12 protein-coding genes and 1 pseudogene are annotated in these 15958 nt (G+C 70.0%); 5 read left to right on the top strand and 8 right to left on the bottom strand.

Translation table 11 applies throughout. The features are described from left to right. Nucleotides 1–39: 39 nt before the first annotated feature. From HG543_RS24340 to HG543_RS24320, 5 genes are read right to left on the bottom strand one after another with little or no spacing between them, the layout of a single operon-like run. Nucleotides 40–2256 carry a hypothetical protein gene (locus tag HG543_RS24340; protein WP_169347238.1) on the bottom strand — a complete coding sequence of 739 codons (2217 nt, stop codon included), beginning with the start codon at nucleotides 2254–2256 and terminating at the stop codon, nucleotides 40–42. A gap of 20 nt (nucleotides 2257–2276) precedes the next feature. After that, the gene (locus tag HG543_RS24335) at nucleotides 2277–3212 is read right to left on the bottom strand and encodes a glycosyltransferase family 2 protein (RefSeq protein WP_169347237.1); all 936 of its coding nucleotides are present in this window, start codon (nucleotides 3210–3212) and stop codon (nucleotides 2277–2279) included. A gap of 8 nt (nucleotides 3213–3220) precedes the next feature. Then, nucleotides 3221–4852 carry a class I SAM-dependent methyltransferase gene (locus tag HG543_RS24330; protein WP_169347236.1) on the bottom strand — a complete coding sequence of 544 codons (1632 nt, stop codon included), beginning with the start codon at nucleotides 4850–4852 and terminating at the stop codon, nucleotides 3221–3223. Between the two features lie 47 nt (nucleotides 4853–4899). Continuing rightward, on the bottom strand, nucleotides 4900–5283 hold the full coding sequence (locus tag HG543_RS24325; RefSeq protein ID WP_169347235.1) for an antibiotic biosynthesis monooxygenase family protein: 384 nt from the start codon (nucleotides 5281–5283) through the stop codon (nucleotides 4900–4902). Continuing rightward, a complete protein-coding gene (locus HG543_RS24320) occupies nucleotides 5280–6461 on the bottom strand; it encodes a cytochrome P450 (RefSeq protein WP_169347234.1) in 1182 nt (393 codons plus the stop codon). Before HG543_RS24320 ends, HG543_RS24325 begins: the two co-directional genes overlap by 4 nt. Nucleotides 6462–6779: 318 nt before the next feature. On the opposite strand from HG543_RS24320, the gene HG543_RS24315 reads away from it, so the two are divergent. Beyond that, entirely contained in the window at nucleotides 6780–7184 is a 405-nt protein-coding gene (locus tag HG543_RS24315) for a hypothetical protein (RefSeq protein WP_169347233.1), read from the top strand. 14 nt (nucleotides 7185–7198) lie between these two features. On the opposite strand, the gene HG543_RS24310 is transcribed toward HG543_RS24315, so the two are convergent. Then, nucleotides 7199–8578, bottom strand: coding sequence for an MATE family efflux transporter (locus HG543_RS24310; protein ID WP_169347232.1), 1380 nt, complete (start codon nucleotides 8576–8578; stop codon nucleotides 7199–7201). A 176-nt stretch (nucleotides 8579–8754) separates the two neighbouring features. After that, nucleotides 8755–10248, bottom strand: coding sequence for a cyclic nucleotide-binding domain-containing protein (locus HG543_RS56420; protein WP_281404449.1), 1494 nt, complete (start codon nucleotides 10246–10248; stop codon nucleotides 8755–8757). Nucleotides 10249–10334: 86 nt separating this feature from the next. Here HG543_RS56420 and holB point away from each other — a divergent pair, with 86 nt between their 5' ends. From holB to HG543_RS24285, 4 genes are all read left to right on the top strand, one after another. Further along, nucleotides 10335–11369 (top strand): DNA polymerase III subunit delta', encoded by a 1035-nt coding sequence (gene holB, locus HG543_RS24300; RefSeq protein ID WP_169347230.1) that lies wholly within the window; start codon nucleotides 10335–10337, stop codon nucleotides 11367–11369. Continuing rightward, nucleotides 11366–12682: a DNA polymerase III subunit delta gene (holA, locus tag HG543_RS24295; RefSeq protein WP_169347229.1), complete on the top strand. Its 1317-nt coding sequence runs from the start codon at nucleotides 11366–11368 to the stop codon at nucleotides 12680–12682. The genes holB and holA overlap by 4 nt, the downstream gene beginning before the upstream one ends. Before the next feature lie 208 nt (nucleotides 12683–12890). Further along, on the top strand, nucleotides 12891–13334 hold the full coding sequence (locus HG543_RS24290; protein ID WP_169347228.1) for a hypothetical protein: 444 nt from the start codon (nucleotides 12891–12893) through the stop codon (nucleotides 13332–13334). 361 nt (nucleotides 13335–13695) lie between these two features. Then, nucleotides 13696–15603, top strand: coding sequence for a M4 family metallopeptidase (locus HG543_RS24285; protein ID WP_343073419.1), 1908 nt, complete (start codon nucleotides 13696–13698; stop codon nucleotides 15601–15603). Between the two features lie 117 nt (nucleotides 15604–15720). On the opposite strand, the pseudogene HG543_RS24280 reads toward HG543_RS24285, so the two are convergent. Next, nucleotides 15721–15958 (bottom strand): annotated as a pseudogene (locus tag HG543_RS24280) (NRDE family protein); the annotation flags it as partial.

The raw sequence follows: 15958 nt of genomic DNA, 5'->3' as shown, positions 1-15958 counted from the left end.
ATGGAGCAGGGGGCCGAAGGCCCCGAGCCGGGCGGCTGACTACGGGCGGGGCGCGCCCGACAGCCGCTTGAGCGCGAGCAGCACGTCCCGTCCGTGGCGCACGAGCTCGTGGCGCAGCGGGCGGCCGTCCTCCGGCGTGTACACCGTCTGCACCAGACTCTTCGCGAGCTGGTGGGTGCGCGGGAAGCGCTTGAGCAGCGCGTTCGCCTTGTCCGCCACGTTGAAGGAGGGAGCGGCAGCCGCCTCCGGGGCGGGCGAAGGCGCGGACAGGAGCACGCCCACCATGTGCAGCCGGGTGCCCGGGTGGTGCCGCGGCGCCACTCCGTTCCACAGGGCCGCCAGCATGGCGCGGGCATCGCCGGTGGGCAGGCGTGTCAGCCGCTCGGCGTCTGGCGGCAGGATGACTTCCACCGCCGACGTGACGAGGAAGCGCACGCCCTCGTGCGCCCGGCGCAGCGCCAGGTCCCACACCGCATCCAGTCCGGGCACGTCCCGGAAGGGCCGCGTGCCCAGCACGCTCCTGCGCGCGACGAAGGTGTGGCCCGACAGCCGGTTGCGGGTGAGCCCGAGCGAGGGCACGTCCCCCATGAAGGTCTCGTAATCTTCGCAGCCGTCCGTCCACGCCTGGGCCGGGTTCGCGGAGAACCCCACCGTGGGCACGACCCAGCCGTAGTCCGGGCTCTGCTCCAGCGCCTCCACCGCGCGCTGCAAGAAGCCCCGCGAGAGCGTGGCGCCACGACCGACGAAGGCCACGTCATCGCCGATCGAGGTGGCGACCACCTCGTTGTGGAAGGCCGCCAGGGAGCCGCCCGCGAAGGGAATCGTGCGCACCGGGTGCGGCCGGAGCGCGTGCGCCAGCGCGCCAGCCCAGAGTTCGCGCCCATCCGCCGGCACATACCCGCTGTCCGCGATGACCAGCTCGAGCGGCACCGGAGCCTCCGCGATGACCGACTTGAGCGTCTGGAGCAGGGCCTCGCCGTTGGCCTGGGGAGCCACCGCGACCGTGATTCGCGGCCGGGAGCCCTCGCGGACGGCGACGGGGCGCGGCGTGCTCGCGCGGGCCTCCTCCCAGTAGGGAATGGCGATGTCGAGGCGCACCGGCTCGCGCAGCGGCTCCACGAAGACCCGCGTGAGCACGCGGGCGAGCGACTCGGGCGTCCCGCCGAACTTGAAGCAGTTGACGCCATCCACGAAGGGAGAGTCCTCGCCAAAGGCCGCCGCCATGCCGTTGAGCACCACGGTGGCGCCGGCGGCGTTCGCCTCGTACGCCGTGAGGTTGAACGCCTCGAAGTCGGACGCGATGACCCAGACATTCCCCGGGGCGCACAGTTGCTCCCGCCCCTCCTTCGGGGAGCGCCACTCGAACCGGTCCACCAGTTGCGAGGGGACGAGGGCCCGGAGCCGCGCTTCGTACTCGGGACTGAAGCTGTGGCAGGCCACCACGGCCTTGCCGCGGTACTCCGGCGTGGTGTCCATGAAGTGCACCATGCCGCTCACGAAGAGGTCCGGCCGCTTGCAGCGCTGGAGCTTCGTCGCGAAGACGACGGGCGCATCCCAGTGGGGCAGCACCGGGGCCGCGGGCTCGTCGACGAGGACCGCGGGCGGCAGCTGCGTCAGGGCCCGTCGGCGCCAGTCCTCATCGAAGCCGTAGAACTGCTGGTAGAGCGTGACGACCCGGTCGATGTGGCCCACCACGAGGTCCGCGTCCAGCAGCGCCTTGCGCTCAATCTCCAGGCGGCCGTGGTCGTACGAGTCCAGCGAGGCGCCCTCGACATGCTCGATGACGCCCGCCGTGCCGTGCATGCGCACCGCGAGCACCGTGTCCCGGAAGAGGCCGCGCAGCCGCTTCTCCTGGAGGCTGCACCACGCCCACCCGCGGAAGTCCGGGAACTCGATGACGTCGAAGGCGCCCACCTCCGCGGACAGCCGCTCCAGCTCGAGCATGAGCCGGAGCGACTGCGCCTGGAAGTCGGAGTTGGGGTACGCCCAGCGCGGCGGGTAGAGCTTCCGCGCCCGGAAGGTCGGCGCGTCGCCGCCGTGCACGTCCACGGTGTGCACGAACGCGCGGGGGCCGAGCACCCCCTGTGCCTCTTCCGTGGTCAGCGGGCGCGAGCCGGCCCAGGCGATGTGGAACTCGACGTTCGCTCCCCGCCGGTCCGAGTCCTGGATGAAGTTGTACGCGAGCCGCGCAATCCCGCCCGCGGTGAAGGGGTACAGTTCCTCGAGGACGAGGCAGACGCGGCGAGGCTGGGACATGGGAGGCGGCTCGGTTCGAATCAGGTGCCGAGATAGGACTTGAGCTTGCGGCCCGCCTTGCGGGCGAGCACGCGCAGCATCAGCTTGCCGCTGACGGCATCCAGCGGGAGCTCGGAGATGAAGGTGTTCGGATTCCGCCCGGCCAGCAGGTCCTTGTAGGCCTCGTTCCAGGGCTTGCGGCCCATGTTCCGAATCATCTCCGGATAGGCCACGTGCATGCCCCACTTCTTGAAGAAGCGGTCGGCATTGTGGGTGGAGTCCGCGTGGAACCGCGAGCGCGGGTGGGGGATGTGGATGACGTGGGCCTCCCAGTCCCCCTTGAACTCGAAGCCCTGGATGTCCGCGCGGATCATGAAGTCCACGTCGTCGTAGCCGTAGTGGCCGTCGTAGCCCGAGTCGAACCAGCCCACCGCCTCCACGCCCCGCCGTGTCATCCCCATCATCGAGCCCGGGGTGACCTGCCAGTTGGGCAGCTTCAGTCCGCTGGGGGCCGACACCTGGCCCACCGACTCGAAGCCCCAGAGGAAGTTGATGGGCCCCTCGCCGCTCGGGAAGGCGAACTCCAGGCGGGGACCGGTCGTCACCAGCTTGTCGCCGGGGTGCTCCAGGTGCATGCGCCGGTGCGCCTCCAGGCAGGTGCGCGCGGGCATGAGGTCCGCGTCGAGCACGATGACCAGGCCGTCCAGGCTCGCCTGGATGGCGGCGTTGCGCAGCGAGTTGATGCGGAAGCGGGGCCCGTCCGCTGGCAGGGAGACCACCCGGTACTCCAGTCCGTGATCGCGGCAGGCCTTCTCGAACACCTCGGGCGAGCCGTCGTCGGAGCGGTCGTCACACAGCACGACGCGGTCGGGCCGCACCGTGCCCGCGGCGAGCTGGGGGATGACCTTCCGCAACTCCCGGGCCTTGTCGCGGCAGATGAATCCGACGGAGAGCGGCTGACCTGCTTGATATCTCATGGCTCGACTCAACGCTGGGAAAGGGGGGCGGCGAAGCGGTTGACGCACGCGACGCGAATGGAGAAGGGATAGCTGGACAGGTCGACCTCGATGGAGTCGGGCTGCTCCGAGTAGAGGTCGATGACCTGGGTGTTGCCGTCCACGGTGAGGGCCACGTGGCCGCTCCAGCCGTGGCGCAGGAACATGAGCCGCGCGCCCTGGGGGGACTGGAAGAGCTGGACGCGGGCCGGCCGGGACGTCACGAGCGAATGGCCATGCGGGGCATTGTCGTTCGGCCGCGGCTCGAACGTCCCGGGCTCGAACAGCGCGTGCTCGAGCGGGAAGTACCCGCCGAAGTCGGTGAACCAGCACGACAGCAGCCAGACCTCGTGGCCCTGGCTGCGCGGGTTGCGCGTGGTCAGCGATTCGACTTCGATGCTCGGCCCGCGCCCGGACAGCCGCCGCGCCATCGAGTTGAGCGGCAGCCGGGTGGCGGCGTCCTTGAGCTTGCGCGTGAGCTGGAACGTGCCCGCCTTCTTGAGGAACCGCAGCTCGCGCTGCTGCTCGGAGAGCGTGGTCACCCAATGGATGAGCTCTGGGAACACGGTCGTCCGCGCGATTTCCGCCAGTGCCTCGCCCGCGGAGAGCGCCACCCTGTCGGCCGCGTCCGGGGACATCTGCCGCAGCGCGCGCCGCACCGACTCGAAGTGCCGCAGGTGCGGCTGCGTGCGGCCCAGCTCCTCCTGGCTGTGCGACAGCTGCTCCTTCGTCCGGGCCAGCTCCTCCTGGCTGCGCGACAGCGCTTCTCGCGTGCGTGCCAGGGCCGCTGTCACCTGCTCCAGCTCGCCGTGAGCCTGGGCGCGGGCGTCCGCGGCCAGCGCGAAGCCCTTCTCCAGGTCTCGCTCCATGTTGCGGCAGCGTTCGAAGAAGGCCGGGTCGAAGTGGATGGCGGGCGCGTCCGGCGTCAGGTTGACGTAGAACACGGACTGGTCGCCGTGCGCGTCCCCGAGCCGCTGGCACTGCACGCCCAGGCTCGCGTAGACGCCCTGCAGGTCGTGCGACCAGCAGCCGTCATGGCAGCTCGCGATGACCTCCTCCCCGGGCGTCGCCTCGATGTGGAGCACGTGCCCGCGCGACACGCGCAGCAGCTCCGACAGCACCTGGCGCAGGTGCTCGGGGCGCACGTGGATGAGCACCTCGCACGTGAAGACGAGGTCGAAGGCGGCGGTGTCGAACGGGAGCGGGGTGATGGGCGGAATGAGCTTCACGCGCTCCGCCAGCCATTCGGCCGTGGCCCAGGAGCGCATGTGCTCGACCATCGTCGGGCTCTGGTCGACGCCGAAGACCTCCAGCTGGGGAATGCTCGACAGGTACTGCAGGTGGCGTCCGACTCCACAACCAAACTCGAGCACGCGGCCGGGCGCCATGCGCGACGCGGCCTGCGCGAGGATGAGTTCCTGGATGTGGAACTTGGGCCGCGTCAGCTTCCGCGCCGTGTACTCCGGGCCCCACTCCAGGCCGTGCTCCCGCCAGTAGCGGTAGTTGTCCCCCTCGGCCCCCACGGTGCTCGTGGGCCCCGCGTTGGCCGGGCCCTGCTTCGTGCCTTCAGTCTCGGGCGCAAGAGGGACAGGAGAGGGGATGTTCGCGCGCGCAAGTGACATGCCTGGGGAGGCTCTCTACCCCATCCCCCCTGGGCGGACCAAACCGCTCAGGGCCTGGTCCCTGGGGCACCAGGCACGGCGCCGGGGTGGCGATGTGCTGTCCTGCTGTCTTCGGGCGCTTCGTCACGGGCCTTCATCCCGTAGTCCCGGACCACGTGGGCGACTCGGAGCCGGTAGTCGTCGAAGACCTCGGAGCGGCCGATGGTCTGCGCCGAGCGATGCGCTTCGAGCTGCCTCCATCGCGCGACGGCGGCTTCGTCCCGCCACATGGAGAGCGAGAGCACCTTGCCGGGCTCCGTCAGGCTCTGGAAGCGCTCGATGGAGATGAACCCATCCATCTCGGAGAGCAGGGGCCGGAGCCGTGCCGCGATGTCCAGGTACTCGTCCCTTCGGCCTTCGCTGGGCCAGACCTCGAAGATGACCGCGATCATGCGCTGCCTCCCGCCGATGGCGCCGTGAACAGGGGAATCCGGCCGTTGTGCGAGGGCCGGTACGCGTAGGACCGCGCCAGCACGCCGGGCTCGACGCCGCGCTCCAGCAGATGCCCGACCGTGCGGGCGGCCACCGTCACCGCGAGCCGGCTTCCAGGACAGGCATGCGAGCCGGAGCCGAACGTGAAGGAGCGCTGGCCGGGGCGCTTCGGGTCGAAGCGATGCGGGTCCGTATGAATGCTCGGGTCGCGATTCGCAGCCGCCAGCAGCACCAGGATGCCCTGGCCCGCTTGCATCGGCGTCTCCAGCACTCGCGCGTCCTCCGCGAGGAAGCGCCGGGTGTTCTGGACCGGAGGGTCGAACCGTATGACTTCCTCCACGGTGGCGGGGAGCAGCTCGGGTTGCTCGCGGACCTTCGCGAGCCAGTCCGGAGCGCGCGCGAGGGCGAGCAGGGTGTTTCCAATGAGCCCGGCCGTTGCCTCGCAGGTCTGGAATAGCAGCCCGATGGCATTCGCCCGCACCCACTCTGGCTCCAGCCGCTGCTGTGTCGCGACGCCGCTCAGGAGTTCCATCAGGAGCCCTCCTTCGCTTCGAGCCAGTGTCTCGACCAGCTCCGCTGCGGCCCGAGCGCCTGCCTCGCGCTCGGCCGGGGACGCCAGCGGCGAGACGCCCTCGGCCAGCCGCCGCGTGGCGCGTGCCACGGAGGGCAGTACCGCCGACGGAAGGCCCAAGAGCTGTCCGACCACGTGGAGCGGGACGGCGAACGCGAACTCCGTCACGGCCCCGGGTTCGAGTGTCGTGCCGGAGTCGAGCGCTCGGCAGACCCGCGAGCCGAGTTCGCCGGCCGCTTCGGGCGAGAGGGCTTCCAGGGCGGTAGCCACGGCGCGCTTGCCCTCACGTGAAGCCGCGCCCTCCGTCATGCGCAGCCAGCGCGCGTACAGCCCGCCCATGGCGGTGGTGGCGATGGGGGAGGGAACGGGCTCGGACGGAGGGCGGACACGGCATGCGGGATGCGACAGCACCGCGCGCACCGCTTCCGCGCTCGCCGCGACCCAGAGCCGGTGCGTGGCATCCCAGGCCAGTGGGCGCTCGGCGACGAGGTGTGCATAGAAAGGGTAGGGGGCCGCGTGGGTCGCCGCGGCGATGGGGTCTTCCACTTCCAGGGGGACGGTGTCCAACAGGCGCTCCTTGCTCTCGGAGAGGCAAGCTACAAGCGGCCTGGAGGCCATGCTTCGGCTGCCATCGAAGTATGGACGACATGCCGGACATCGCGACGGTGGCGAAGCTTCTCGGTGAGCCCGCGCGGGCACGGATGCTGATGGCGCTCATGGACGGCGCGGCGCTCACCGCCACCGAGCTGGCCCTCGAAGCGGATGTCACCGCCTCCAGGAAGGGGATGTCGCCTTCAAGCGGGCCTTCGGCTGAAGTCTCGCGCGGGCGGTTGACGCGTCCAGGCGGGATTCCGACGATGGCGGCCTCACATACGAGGAGGCGCCATGAAGAAGCACCTGCTGAGCCTGCTGACGGGGTTGTGCGTCCTGGGGCTGCCCGCTGTTTCCGAGGCCGAGGAACTCTGGGTGGCGGAGACGCAGACCCTGTCCAACGGCGGCAGCTATTACTGGTACACCTTCACGGTGACAGCTGGCGTGTGGCCGGTGGCTCCCGGCCACAAGGTTGGCATGGTCTACACGAACGACCTCTGGCGGACGAGCCATTGGGTGGACCTGACGTGGCAGTACAATCAGGCCAACGCGTACGGGAACCAGGACGAAATCTGGAAGTCGGCCGTGTTGAACGCGAGCGACGCCGCGCCGGTGTGGTTCGCCATCTACGTGGAGGATGCCTACGGGGTCCGCTACTGGAACAACAACAACGGCCAGAACTTCGAAATCGCTCGGTAACCGGGCCCGATTGCTCAGCCCGCCACCGCCACCACGGCCGGCTCGGGCGTGGGCTCCACGAGCGACTGCTTCTCCCACGCCCGGCTGCGCCAGCGGAACCACATGGTGATGCCGCGCACCCACTCGTCCGCCGCGACGGCGAGCCACACCCCGGGCAGGCCCATGCCCAGCTTGAAGACGAGGAAGTAGCCCAGCGGCAGGCTCATGCACGCCATGGACAAGAAGCCCATGTAGACGGTGAAGGTGGCGTCGCCCGCGGCCCGCAGCGAGTTGATGAGCACGAGGTTGAACGCGCGCCCCGTCTCCAGCACCAACCCGATGACGATGACCTGGCAGGTGACCTGGACGATGTCGCCGTTCGTCGTGAACAGGCCGACCAGTCGCTCGCGGAAGAGGATGACGAACACGTCCACGAAGACGGTGATGCCCAGGGCCCACTTCAGCCCGGTCAAGGTCTGCCGGTACGCCTCGTCCGCGCGCCGCGCGCCCACGAGCCGCCCGACGAGGATGGCCGAGCCCAGGCCAATGGCGAGGCTGCACAGGAAGACGTAGTGCGAGATGGCATTGGCGTACTGCCGCGACGCCAGGGCCACCGGGCCGAGGAAGGTGACGTAGTAGAGGAACACCGTCTGGCAGGCCTGGTAGGTGAGCTGCTCGACGGCGGAGGGGACGCCCACCTTGAGAATCTTGCGGACGTACTCCGCGGAGAGCGTCACGAAGTCCCGGGCCTTCATGGGCACGGGGATGACCCGGGAGAGCAGCCACGCGAAGACGCCGAGCGCCACGGCCCGGCTCACCACGGTGGAGATGGCCGCGCCCGTCACCCCCAGCGCCGGCATCCCGAAGTGGCCGAAGATGAGCGCGAAGTTGCCGGCCACGTGCAGCACGTTCATCCCCAGCGAGACGAACATCGACTGCTTCGTGAAGCCATACGTCCGGATGAGGCTGGAGAACGCGTTGATGAGCGCCTGGAGGAAGAGGAACCCGCCCACCAGGTGCAGGTACGTCTTCGCCAGCGACAGCACCTCACCGTGCAGGTTCATCCCGCCGAGGATGCGGTCTCCGAGCAGCAGCAGCCCCGAGCTGACGATGACGCCCACCGCCAGGTTCATGGAGATGGCGAGCGCCGCGATGCGCGACGCCTCCTGCTGCCTCCGCGCGCCGAGGTACTGCGAGACGACGATGGCGGCCCCGTTGCTGATGACCTCCATGATGAGGATGCAGATGAAGACGAACTGATTGACCACGCCCACCGCCGAGACGGCGGTGTCGGACACGCCGCTGAGCATCAGCGTGTCCGCCGTGCCCATCAGCATGAAGAGGAGCAGCTCCAGGAAGATGGGCCACGTGAGCTGGAACAGCCCCAGGCGAGACGGACTTGCATCCACATCCATGATTCATCGACTCCAGCGGGACGGCCCGGTCCGCCGCACCCGCGCGCGGCATCTTGCACACCGGTCACCCCTCGTCGAGTGACATCCCGTGGAGGTGTTGCCTGACATGCTTGCCTCCCTGCTCCTGCAACGCGGTGGCGCGCCGCTCGAAGTCGGGAGAGGTCTGGAGTGTCCGCTCAGTCGTGCGTTGCGCTGAGCCCAAAGATTTGTCGCAGCCGGCCCAGAATCCGGCCCACCTCGGCGGGGATGGCGTCCGAGCCGCTCCCGCTCGCCTGGGCCAGGGCCCGAAGCTGTGTGCGCCGCTGGGCGAGCAGGGCCGACAGCTGCCGCGCCAGCCCGGGGTACTGCTCGAACAGGCGCGCGAAGGTGGGCCGGTCCACCTCCAGCAACAGTGAGTCCTCCACCGCCACCACCGTGGCCGAGCGCTTCTCGCCCGTCAGCAGCGACATCTCGCCGAAGTAGCCCCCGCGCCCCAGCCGCGTCACCTCCGCCTGTGTCCTGCCCGCGCGCACACTGACCTCGCCCGAGGCCAGCACGTAGAAGGTGCGGCCCTCGTCGCCCTCCTGGATGATGCGCTCGCCCTTGCCGAAGCGGTGCACCACCATCTCCTGGCGCAGCTGGTCCAGGTCCTCCGCGGCCAGCCCCTGGAAGAGGTCCACCGCGCGCAACAGCCCGCGCACCGTGTCCTCCGACAGCTCCGTGCGCGCCACCTGCTGCCGCACGTGCACCGTGCGCTGCGGATAGGGAATCTCGATGTTCTCCCGGCGCACCCGGTACCACAGCCGCGTGTGCAGGTCCTCCTTCACCGTGTCCGCCAGCGCGTAGTCCGCCAGGAAGAAGCGCACCATGTAGCGGATGCCGGACTCGTCGTACGCCAGCGTGCGCGCCAGGGGCGGCGGCTCCACGAGAATCTGTGGAATCTCCCGCATCACGTCCAGGAGCGCGCTCTTCACCTGGTTGGGCGGCGCCTCCAGCGACAGGCGAATCTCCACGTCGATGCCGACGGGCTCCTGGTCCTGGGTGAAGTTCTGGACCAGCTCCTTGGCCACCATGCTGTTGGGCAGGGTGATGATTTCGCGCCGGAAAGTGGCCAGCCGGATGGAGCGCCACCCGATGTACACCACGCGCCCGGCGTGGTTGCCGATGCGGATGAAGTGGCCCACCTCGAAGGGCCGGTCCAGCTGGAGCGACAGGCCGGCGAAGAGGTTGCCCAGCGTCTCCTGGAGCGCGAGGCCCATCACCACCGACAGCACCGCCGAGGTGGCTACCAGACCCGTCAGGTCCAATGACAGCTGCGTCTTGAGGATGGGCAGCGCCGCCAGCGCGTACAGGGTGAAGTCGATGACGTCGCGGAGGATTTTCGGCGGCGCCACGGACGAGGCGCGCAGCCGCATCAGCTTCAGCCCGAAGGCCACGCTCGCCCGGATGACGCCGAAGGCGAACGTCAGCATCCATCCGACTTCCACCGTCTTGCGCACCGCCCCGGACGCCGTCTCCGGCAGCGCCCAGGCGGCCAGCCGCAGCGCCAGGAAGGCGAACAGCAGCCGGATGGCCCCGTTCAGGTCCCGGCGCAGGTCCTTGTCGCCAGTGCCCGTGCGGACGGCCAGCAACACCAGGGCCAACAGCGCGCCCGCTGCCAGGGAGAGGTGACTCTGGAGGAGGGGAAGCAAGGCCCCCTCAATGTCGCCCGCGCCCTCCGAGGGGGTCAAGGCAGGCTTGTTGACGGGTGCCGCGCATGCGGGGATACACCCCATTCATGACGCTGGCATCGGTGCTGGGACAGCCGCGCGCGATTGATGCACTCCAGGCGGCACTGCGGGGAGGCGCGGTACACCACGCGTATCTCTTCGCCGGGCCCGAGGGTGTGGGCAAGGAGCTGGCCGCGGTGGGGCTGGCCCAGGCGCTCACCTGTCCCGAGCGGCCCGACGTGGGCTGCGGCACCTGCGCCAGCTGCCTGCGGGTGGCCAGGGGCCTGCACCCCGACGTGACGTGGGTGATGCCGGACGAGGAGCGGGTGGCGCGGGGGCTGGCGGGGCGCTCGGACTTCACGGGCACGCCCAGCCGCGAGCTGCGCGTGGAGCAGATTCGGGATTTGCAGGAGCGGCTGGCGCTGCGCGGCCTGGAGTCGAAGCGCAAGGTGGCCATCGTCGTCTCCGCGCAGACGATGAACGTGCAGGCGCAGAACGCCTTCCTGAAGACGCTGGAGGAGCCGCCCTCGGGCACCACCCTCATCCTGGTGGCCAGCGCCATGGACAAGCTGCTGCCCACCATCCGCAGCCGGTGCAGCAAGGTGCACTTCGGCCCGCTGCCGGTGGCGCTCGTCGCGAAGCGCGTCCAGGAGGAGCGCGAGCTGGACGCGGCCACCGCGGAGCTGGCGGCCGTCATGGCGGGCGGGAGCCTGGGCCGCGCGATGGCGCTGGACGTGGACGCGCTCGCGCAGCGCAAGGACGTGGTCCAGGCCTTCGAGTCGCTGCGCGGCGAGGACGCGGTGGGCCTGTTGCGCTTCGCGGAGGCGCACGGAGGCTCGCGCGAGGACGCCGAAGGGGCGCTGGAGCTGCTGGTGCTCTGGACGCGCGACGTGGCGCTGGCCCGGGCGGGGATGGAGGAGGGGCTGGCCAACCGGGACTTGAAGGACCTGGCGGTGGAGGTGGCGTCGCGCACCTCCGAGGCCACGCTGCACCGCCGCCACGCGCTGCTGGAGGGCGCGCGCGCGGCCATCGCCCGCAACGGGGCGCCGCGCCTGCAACTGGAGCGCATGCTCATTGAACTGTTCACGGAGGCCGCACGGTGAGCGCCGACCTCGATGACGTGCTGAAGGAGGTGAAGGCGGGCAAGGTGGCTCCGCTGTACCTCCTGTGGGGCGAGGAGTTCCTGGTCCGCAAGGGCGCCGACGAGCTGGTGAAGACGCTGGTGCCGGACGCCGCCATGGGCCTCAACCTGGCGGTGCTGGACGCGGGCAGTCCGCGCGAGGTGGCGCAGGAGCTGGCCACGCTGCCGCTGTTCCCCGGGCGCAAGGTGGTGCTCGTGAGGGACCCGGAGTTCCTCGCGCCCAAGAAGGGGCGGGGGGACGCGCTGGGCAAGGCGCGCGAGGCGTGGAAGGCGGGCAAGCGCAAGGAGGGCGCGCGGCGGCTGCTCGCGCTGGCGGCGCGCGCGGGCTGGGGCGTGGACCAGCTGGACCCGGGCCGCTCCGGCGCGCCGTCCGTGCAGGAGTGGAAGGACGAGCTGAACGTGGACCTCGCGGAGGCGGACCTCGCCTTCCTCAAGGAGGCCGCCGCCTTCTGCCGCGAGGAGCGCATCAGCGCGCCCGAGGGCGACACCACCTCGCTGATGGAGCTCATCCAGAAGGGCGTGCCGGCCGGGCACGCGCTGGTGATGGCGGCCACCGAGGTGGACTCCCGGAACCCGCTGGTGAAGCTGGCCCAGGACAAGGGCCATGTCGTCGAGCGCAAGGTGGCCGCGCGCCACAAGGACCTGGACCTCTCCGACATCGCGAAGGAGTTCCTGGCGCCCTTCAAGAAGAAGCTGGGCCCCGGCGCGCTGGACGAGCTGAAGGAGCGCATCGGCGGCAACATCCGCCTGCTCCAGTCGGAGCTGGAGAAGCTGGCCACGTACGCGGAGGGGCCGGCGATTGAAAAGGCGGACGTGGCGATGCTCGTCCACCACGCCCGCGAGGAGGAGTTCTTCGAGCTGTCCGAGGCCCTGCAGAAGCGCGACTTCCGCTCGGCCCTGGCCTACGCCGACGACGCCATGGGGCAGGGGACGCACGCGCTGCAGCTGTTGGGCGCGGTGGCCTCCATCGTCCGCACGCTGTTGGAGAGCCACGAGTGGCTGTGGCGCTACGCGGGCGGCAACCCGCCGCGCACCGCGAAGGACGTGGAGGCGCGGGTGCTGCCGAGGCTGGAGTCGGAGCTGAAGGGCACCAAGCGCAAGATGCCCAACGCCTGGGCGCTCACCTTCAGCATGAAGGCCGCCGCCGGCTACGAGCGCAGGGAGCTGCTGGGCGCGCTGACGGCGTGCGCGGAGGCGGACCTGGCCCTGAAGTCCTCCGCCAACGGGCGGCTCGTCATCGAGCGGCTGCTGGCGACGGTGTGCACCCGGGCGTAGGCACGTGAAGGGACCCCGCGGCCCTCATGGCGTCGCCGTGCGGTGAAGCGGGGCCGGGCCGTGAAACGCTTCCCCGGCGGTTGCGAGGGAGGGGCCCGGGGCCGTGAGACGCTTCCCCGGGCTGCCGCGAGGGAGGCGGGGGCCCGCCTGGCGCCCCGGTGGCGCTTCCGCGATGCACGGGGAGCCGGGCTCGGCTAGAGAGGCGCTCATGGCGGACAAGCGGCGCTTCGACCTCTTCGCGGATTTCATCGTGTCGCGCTTCACGGCCCCTCGCGTCTTCGATGTGGCGGGAGGGCAGGGGCGCCTCAACGAGGCGCTGACGAAGCGTGGCCGCGCCGTCACCACGTTCGACCTGCGGCACAAGCGCCTGCCCGTCACCTACGCCCAGCGCATCTTCACGGTCGAGGAGCCGTGCGAGGCGGAGTTGGTGGTGGGCATGCACCCGGACGGCGCCACCCGCGTCATCATCGAGTACGCGGCGCGGCACCGGCTGCCCTTCGCCGTGGTGCCGTGCTGCTCGGACAATGGCATGCCCTACAACCCGTGGATGCGGCACCTGGCCGAGCTGGCCCGAGCCTCCGGCTTCACGAAGGTGGAGGAGGTGATGCTCCCCATGGATGGGCGGGCCCGCGTCCTCGTGGGAGAGCCGTGACGCACGACGGTCATGCCCTGAAGTGCATGTCCTGTGTCTGGTTTCGTGAGCTGGATGTTTTCAGACATTTTGTTTCGCGAGGCATGTCTGCGATTCGGGCGCTGTGACTCCCGGTGTGTCGCTTTGACGGACAGTTACGGATAATTCCAGGTGTGTCGGGCCCAAGGGGAATTCGGGCTTTTCTGTAATGAGTCGATACATTCGGGCCGCCCGGAGCGAGACATCCGTGTGCCAGTGTGACGCGTGGCGTCCTGGCACGCACAGAGGGAAGCCCCTGGGTTCGAGGCGTTGGCCCGGAGCGTGCTCCACGCGGGGAGCCTTCGCGGCGCTTCGTCGCGAGGTTCAAAGGAGCCTCCCCGTGGTGCGAACCCGTATCATTGCCGCCCTGCTGGCCCTGCCCCTGACCGCTTGTGAGATGAGCGGTGACGCGCAGTCTCCTGATTCGCAGAAGCACGACGAGCTCTCCGAGATTGAAAACTCCCTCGCGGCCATGCCGGGCGCCGAGGTGGTGGGGCGCCATGACGATGGCACTCCGTTCTTCGTCCGCGGCCGGCTGGGTGCGGCGGACCACGCGCTCGCGGGCTTCGGCTCGGCGGACGCGCACCGCGCCATCAGTGCGTCCCTGCCTGGCATCGCCCGCACCTTCCGCCTGCGCGCCGAGGACCTGGTCGTCAGCCGCATCAGCGTGGACGAGGACGGGTTCACCCACATCCGTTATCAGCAGAAGAAGAACAACCTGCCGGTGCGCGGGCAGGAGCTCATCGTCCACCTGGACCCGGCTGGCAACATCGTCATGGCCAACGGCTCCGCGCGCGACGGCGAGTCGGGCGTGGCCTCCAAGCCGAGCATCGCGGCGCACGCGGCGGTGACGGCGGCGCTGCGCGACACGGTGGGCAAGGGCCTGGACATCGACGGAGAGCCGCAGCTTGTCTATGTGCGCGCCGGTGAGCAGCAGAAGCTGACGCTGGCCTACGAGGTGGTCGTCACCGGTGAGGGCGCTGACCTGCCCATCCGGGACCACGTCTTCGTGGATGCCACCACGGGCGCTGTCGCCAGTCGCTACGCGGACATCCATGCGGCCAAGAACCGCGCCGTGTACTCCGCCAACAACGGCACCAGCCTGCCGGGTACCCTGCGCCGCAGCGAGGGCGGCGCCACCACGGGCGACGGCCACGTGGACGCCAACTACGACCAGTTGGGCTTCACGTACGACTGCTACAAGACGGTCTTCAACCGTGACTCGTTCAACAACGCGGGCGCGCAGATGCGCAGCACGGTGCACTACAGCTCCAACTACGTGAACGCCTTCTGGAACGGCAGCCAGATGGTGTACGGCGACGGCGACGGAACGACCTCGGGCCAGCTGGGCCGGGACGCGGATGTCACCGTGCACGAGCTGACGCACGCGGTGACTTCGTACGAGTCCAACCTCACGTACTCCAATGAGTCCGGCGCGCTCAACGAGGGCATGTCCGACATCTTCGCGGCGGTGTGCGAGAGCTGGTCGCGCAGCTGGTCCACGGACGCGGACGTGTGGAAGATTGGCGAGGACATCTGGACGCCGGCCACCGCGGGTGACGCGCTCCGGTACATGGCCAACCCCACGCAGGACGGCTCGTCGAGGGACTACTACCCCGAGCGGTACGTCGGCTCGTCGGACAACGGCGGTGTGCACTGGAACTCGGGTATCGCCAACCTGGCGTTCAAGCTGCTGTCCACGGGCGGCACGCACCCGCGTAGCAAGACGACGGTGACGGTGCCGGCGCTGGGCGTGGAGAAGGCCGCGCGCATCTTCTACAAGGCGAACACGGACCTCTTCACCGCGTCGACCACGTTCGCGCAGGCGAAGACGTACACGGCGCAGGCCGCGGCGGCGCTGGGGTACACGACGGCGGACCAGGACGCGGTGAACAAGGCCTGGGAGGCGGTGGGCGTGGGCGGGACGACGCAGCCCACCACGTGCACCGTGCTGACCAACGGCACGACGCTGACGGGCCTCTCCGGCGCCTCGGGCTCGCAGACGCTCTACTGCCTCGACGTGCCGGCGGGCAGGGCCTCCAGCTACGTGATGAGCGGCGGCACGGGTGACGCGGACATGTACGTGCGCGTCGGCGCGGCGCCGACGACCACGGCGTACAACTGCCGCCCGTACCTCAGCGGCAACAACGAGTCGTGCAGCATCGCGGCGCAGACGACGAACCAGCGCATCTACATCATGCTGCGCGGCTACACGTCCTACAGCGGCACGTCGCTCCGGGGCTCCTACTAGCCTGAGCGGTGATGCGGGGCGCCTGGCGTCTCCGCTGACTTCCGCCTCCGGGGCCTCGCGCTCCGGGGGCGGTTTCATTTCCGGGGAGACAGGTCGCCGCGCGGCCCCTCCGGACGCTCAGCCACCGACAGCCGTGGTCGTGGGCGCGAGCAGTCCGGTGACGTCGTTCCACGCCCCCTGGCAAGGCGCCACGTCGCTGGCGAGGTAGTGCCCCACGCCCCCCGGCTTCAGCGCCACGATGGCGGACGACCGCGTGCCGTACAGGGGCGTGTGGATGCACAGCGCCTGGAGCTGCCTCAGGAAGTCGCGCGGCAGGTCCTCGCCGCCCACCGGGGCGGGCACCAGCTCCAGGGGC

The sequence above is a fragment of the Pyxidicoccus fallax genome (assembly GCF_012933655.1).
GTDB lineage: Bacteria > Myxococcota > Myxococcia > Myxococcales > Myxococcaceae > Myxococcus > Myxococcus fallax.
This window is presented reverse-complemented; position numbering and strand designations above follow the sequence as displayed.

Coding starts and splice junctions, on each gene's coding strand:
- HG543_RS24340 (WP_169347238.1), bottom strand. CDS start 2,256: ATGTCCCAGCCTCGCCGCGTCTGCCTCGTCCTCGAGGAACTGTACCCC.
- HG543_RS24335 (WP_169347237.1), bottom strand. CDS start 3,212: ATGAGATATCAAGCAGGTCAGCCGCTCTCCGTCGGATTCATCTGCCGC.
- HG543_RS24330 (WP_169347236.1), bottom strand. CDS start 4,852: ATGTCACTTGCGCGCGCGAACATCCCCTCTCCTGTCCCTCTTGCGCCC.
- HG543_RS24325 (WP_169347235.1), bottom strand. CDS start 5,283: ATGATCGCGGTCATCTTCGAGGTCTGGCCCAGCGAAGGCCGAAGGGAC.
- HG543_RS24315 (WP_169347233.1), top strand. CDS start 6,780: ATGAAGAAGCACCTGCTGAGCCTGCTGACGGGGTTGTGCGTCCTGGGG.
- HG543_RS24310 (WP_169347232.1), bottom strand. CDS start 8,578: ATGGATGTGGATGCAAGTCCGTCTCGCCTGGGGCTGTTCCAGCTCACG.
- holB (WP_169347230.1), top strand. CDS start 10,335: ATGACGCTGGCATCGGTGCTGGGACAGCCGCGCGCGATTGATGCACTC.
- HG543_RS24290 (WP_169347228.1), top strand. CDS start 12,891: ATGGCGGACAAGCGGCGCTTCGACCTCTTCGCGGATTTCATCGTGTCG.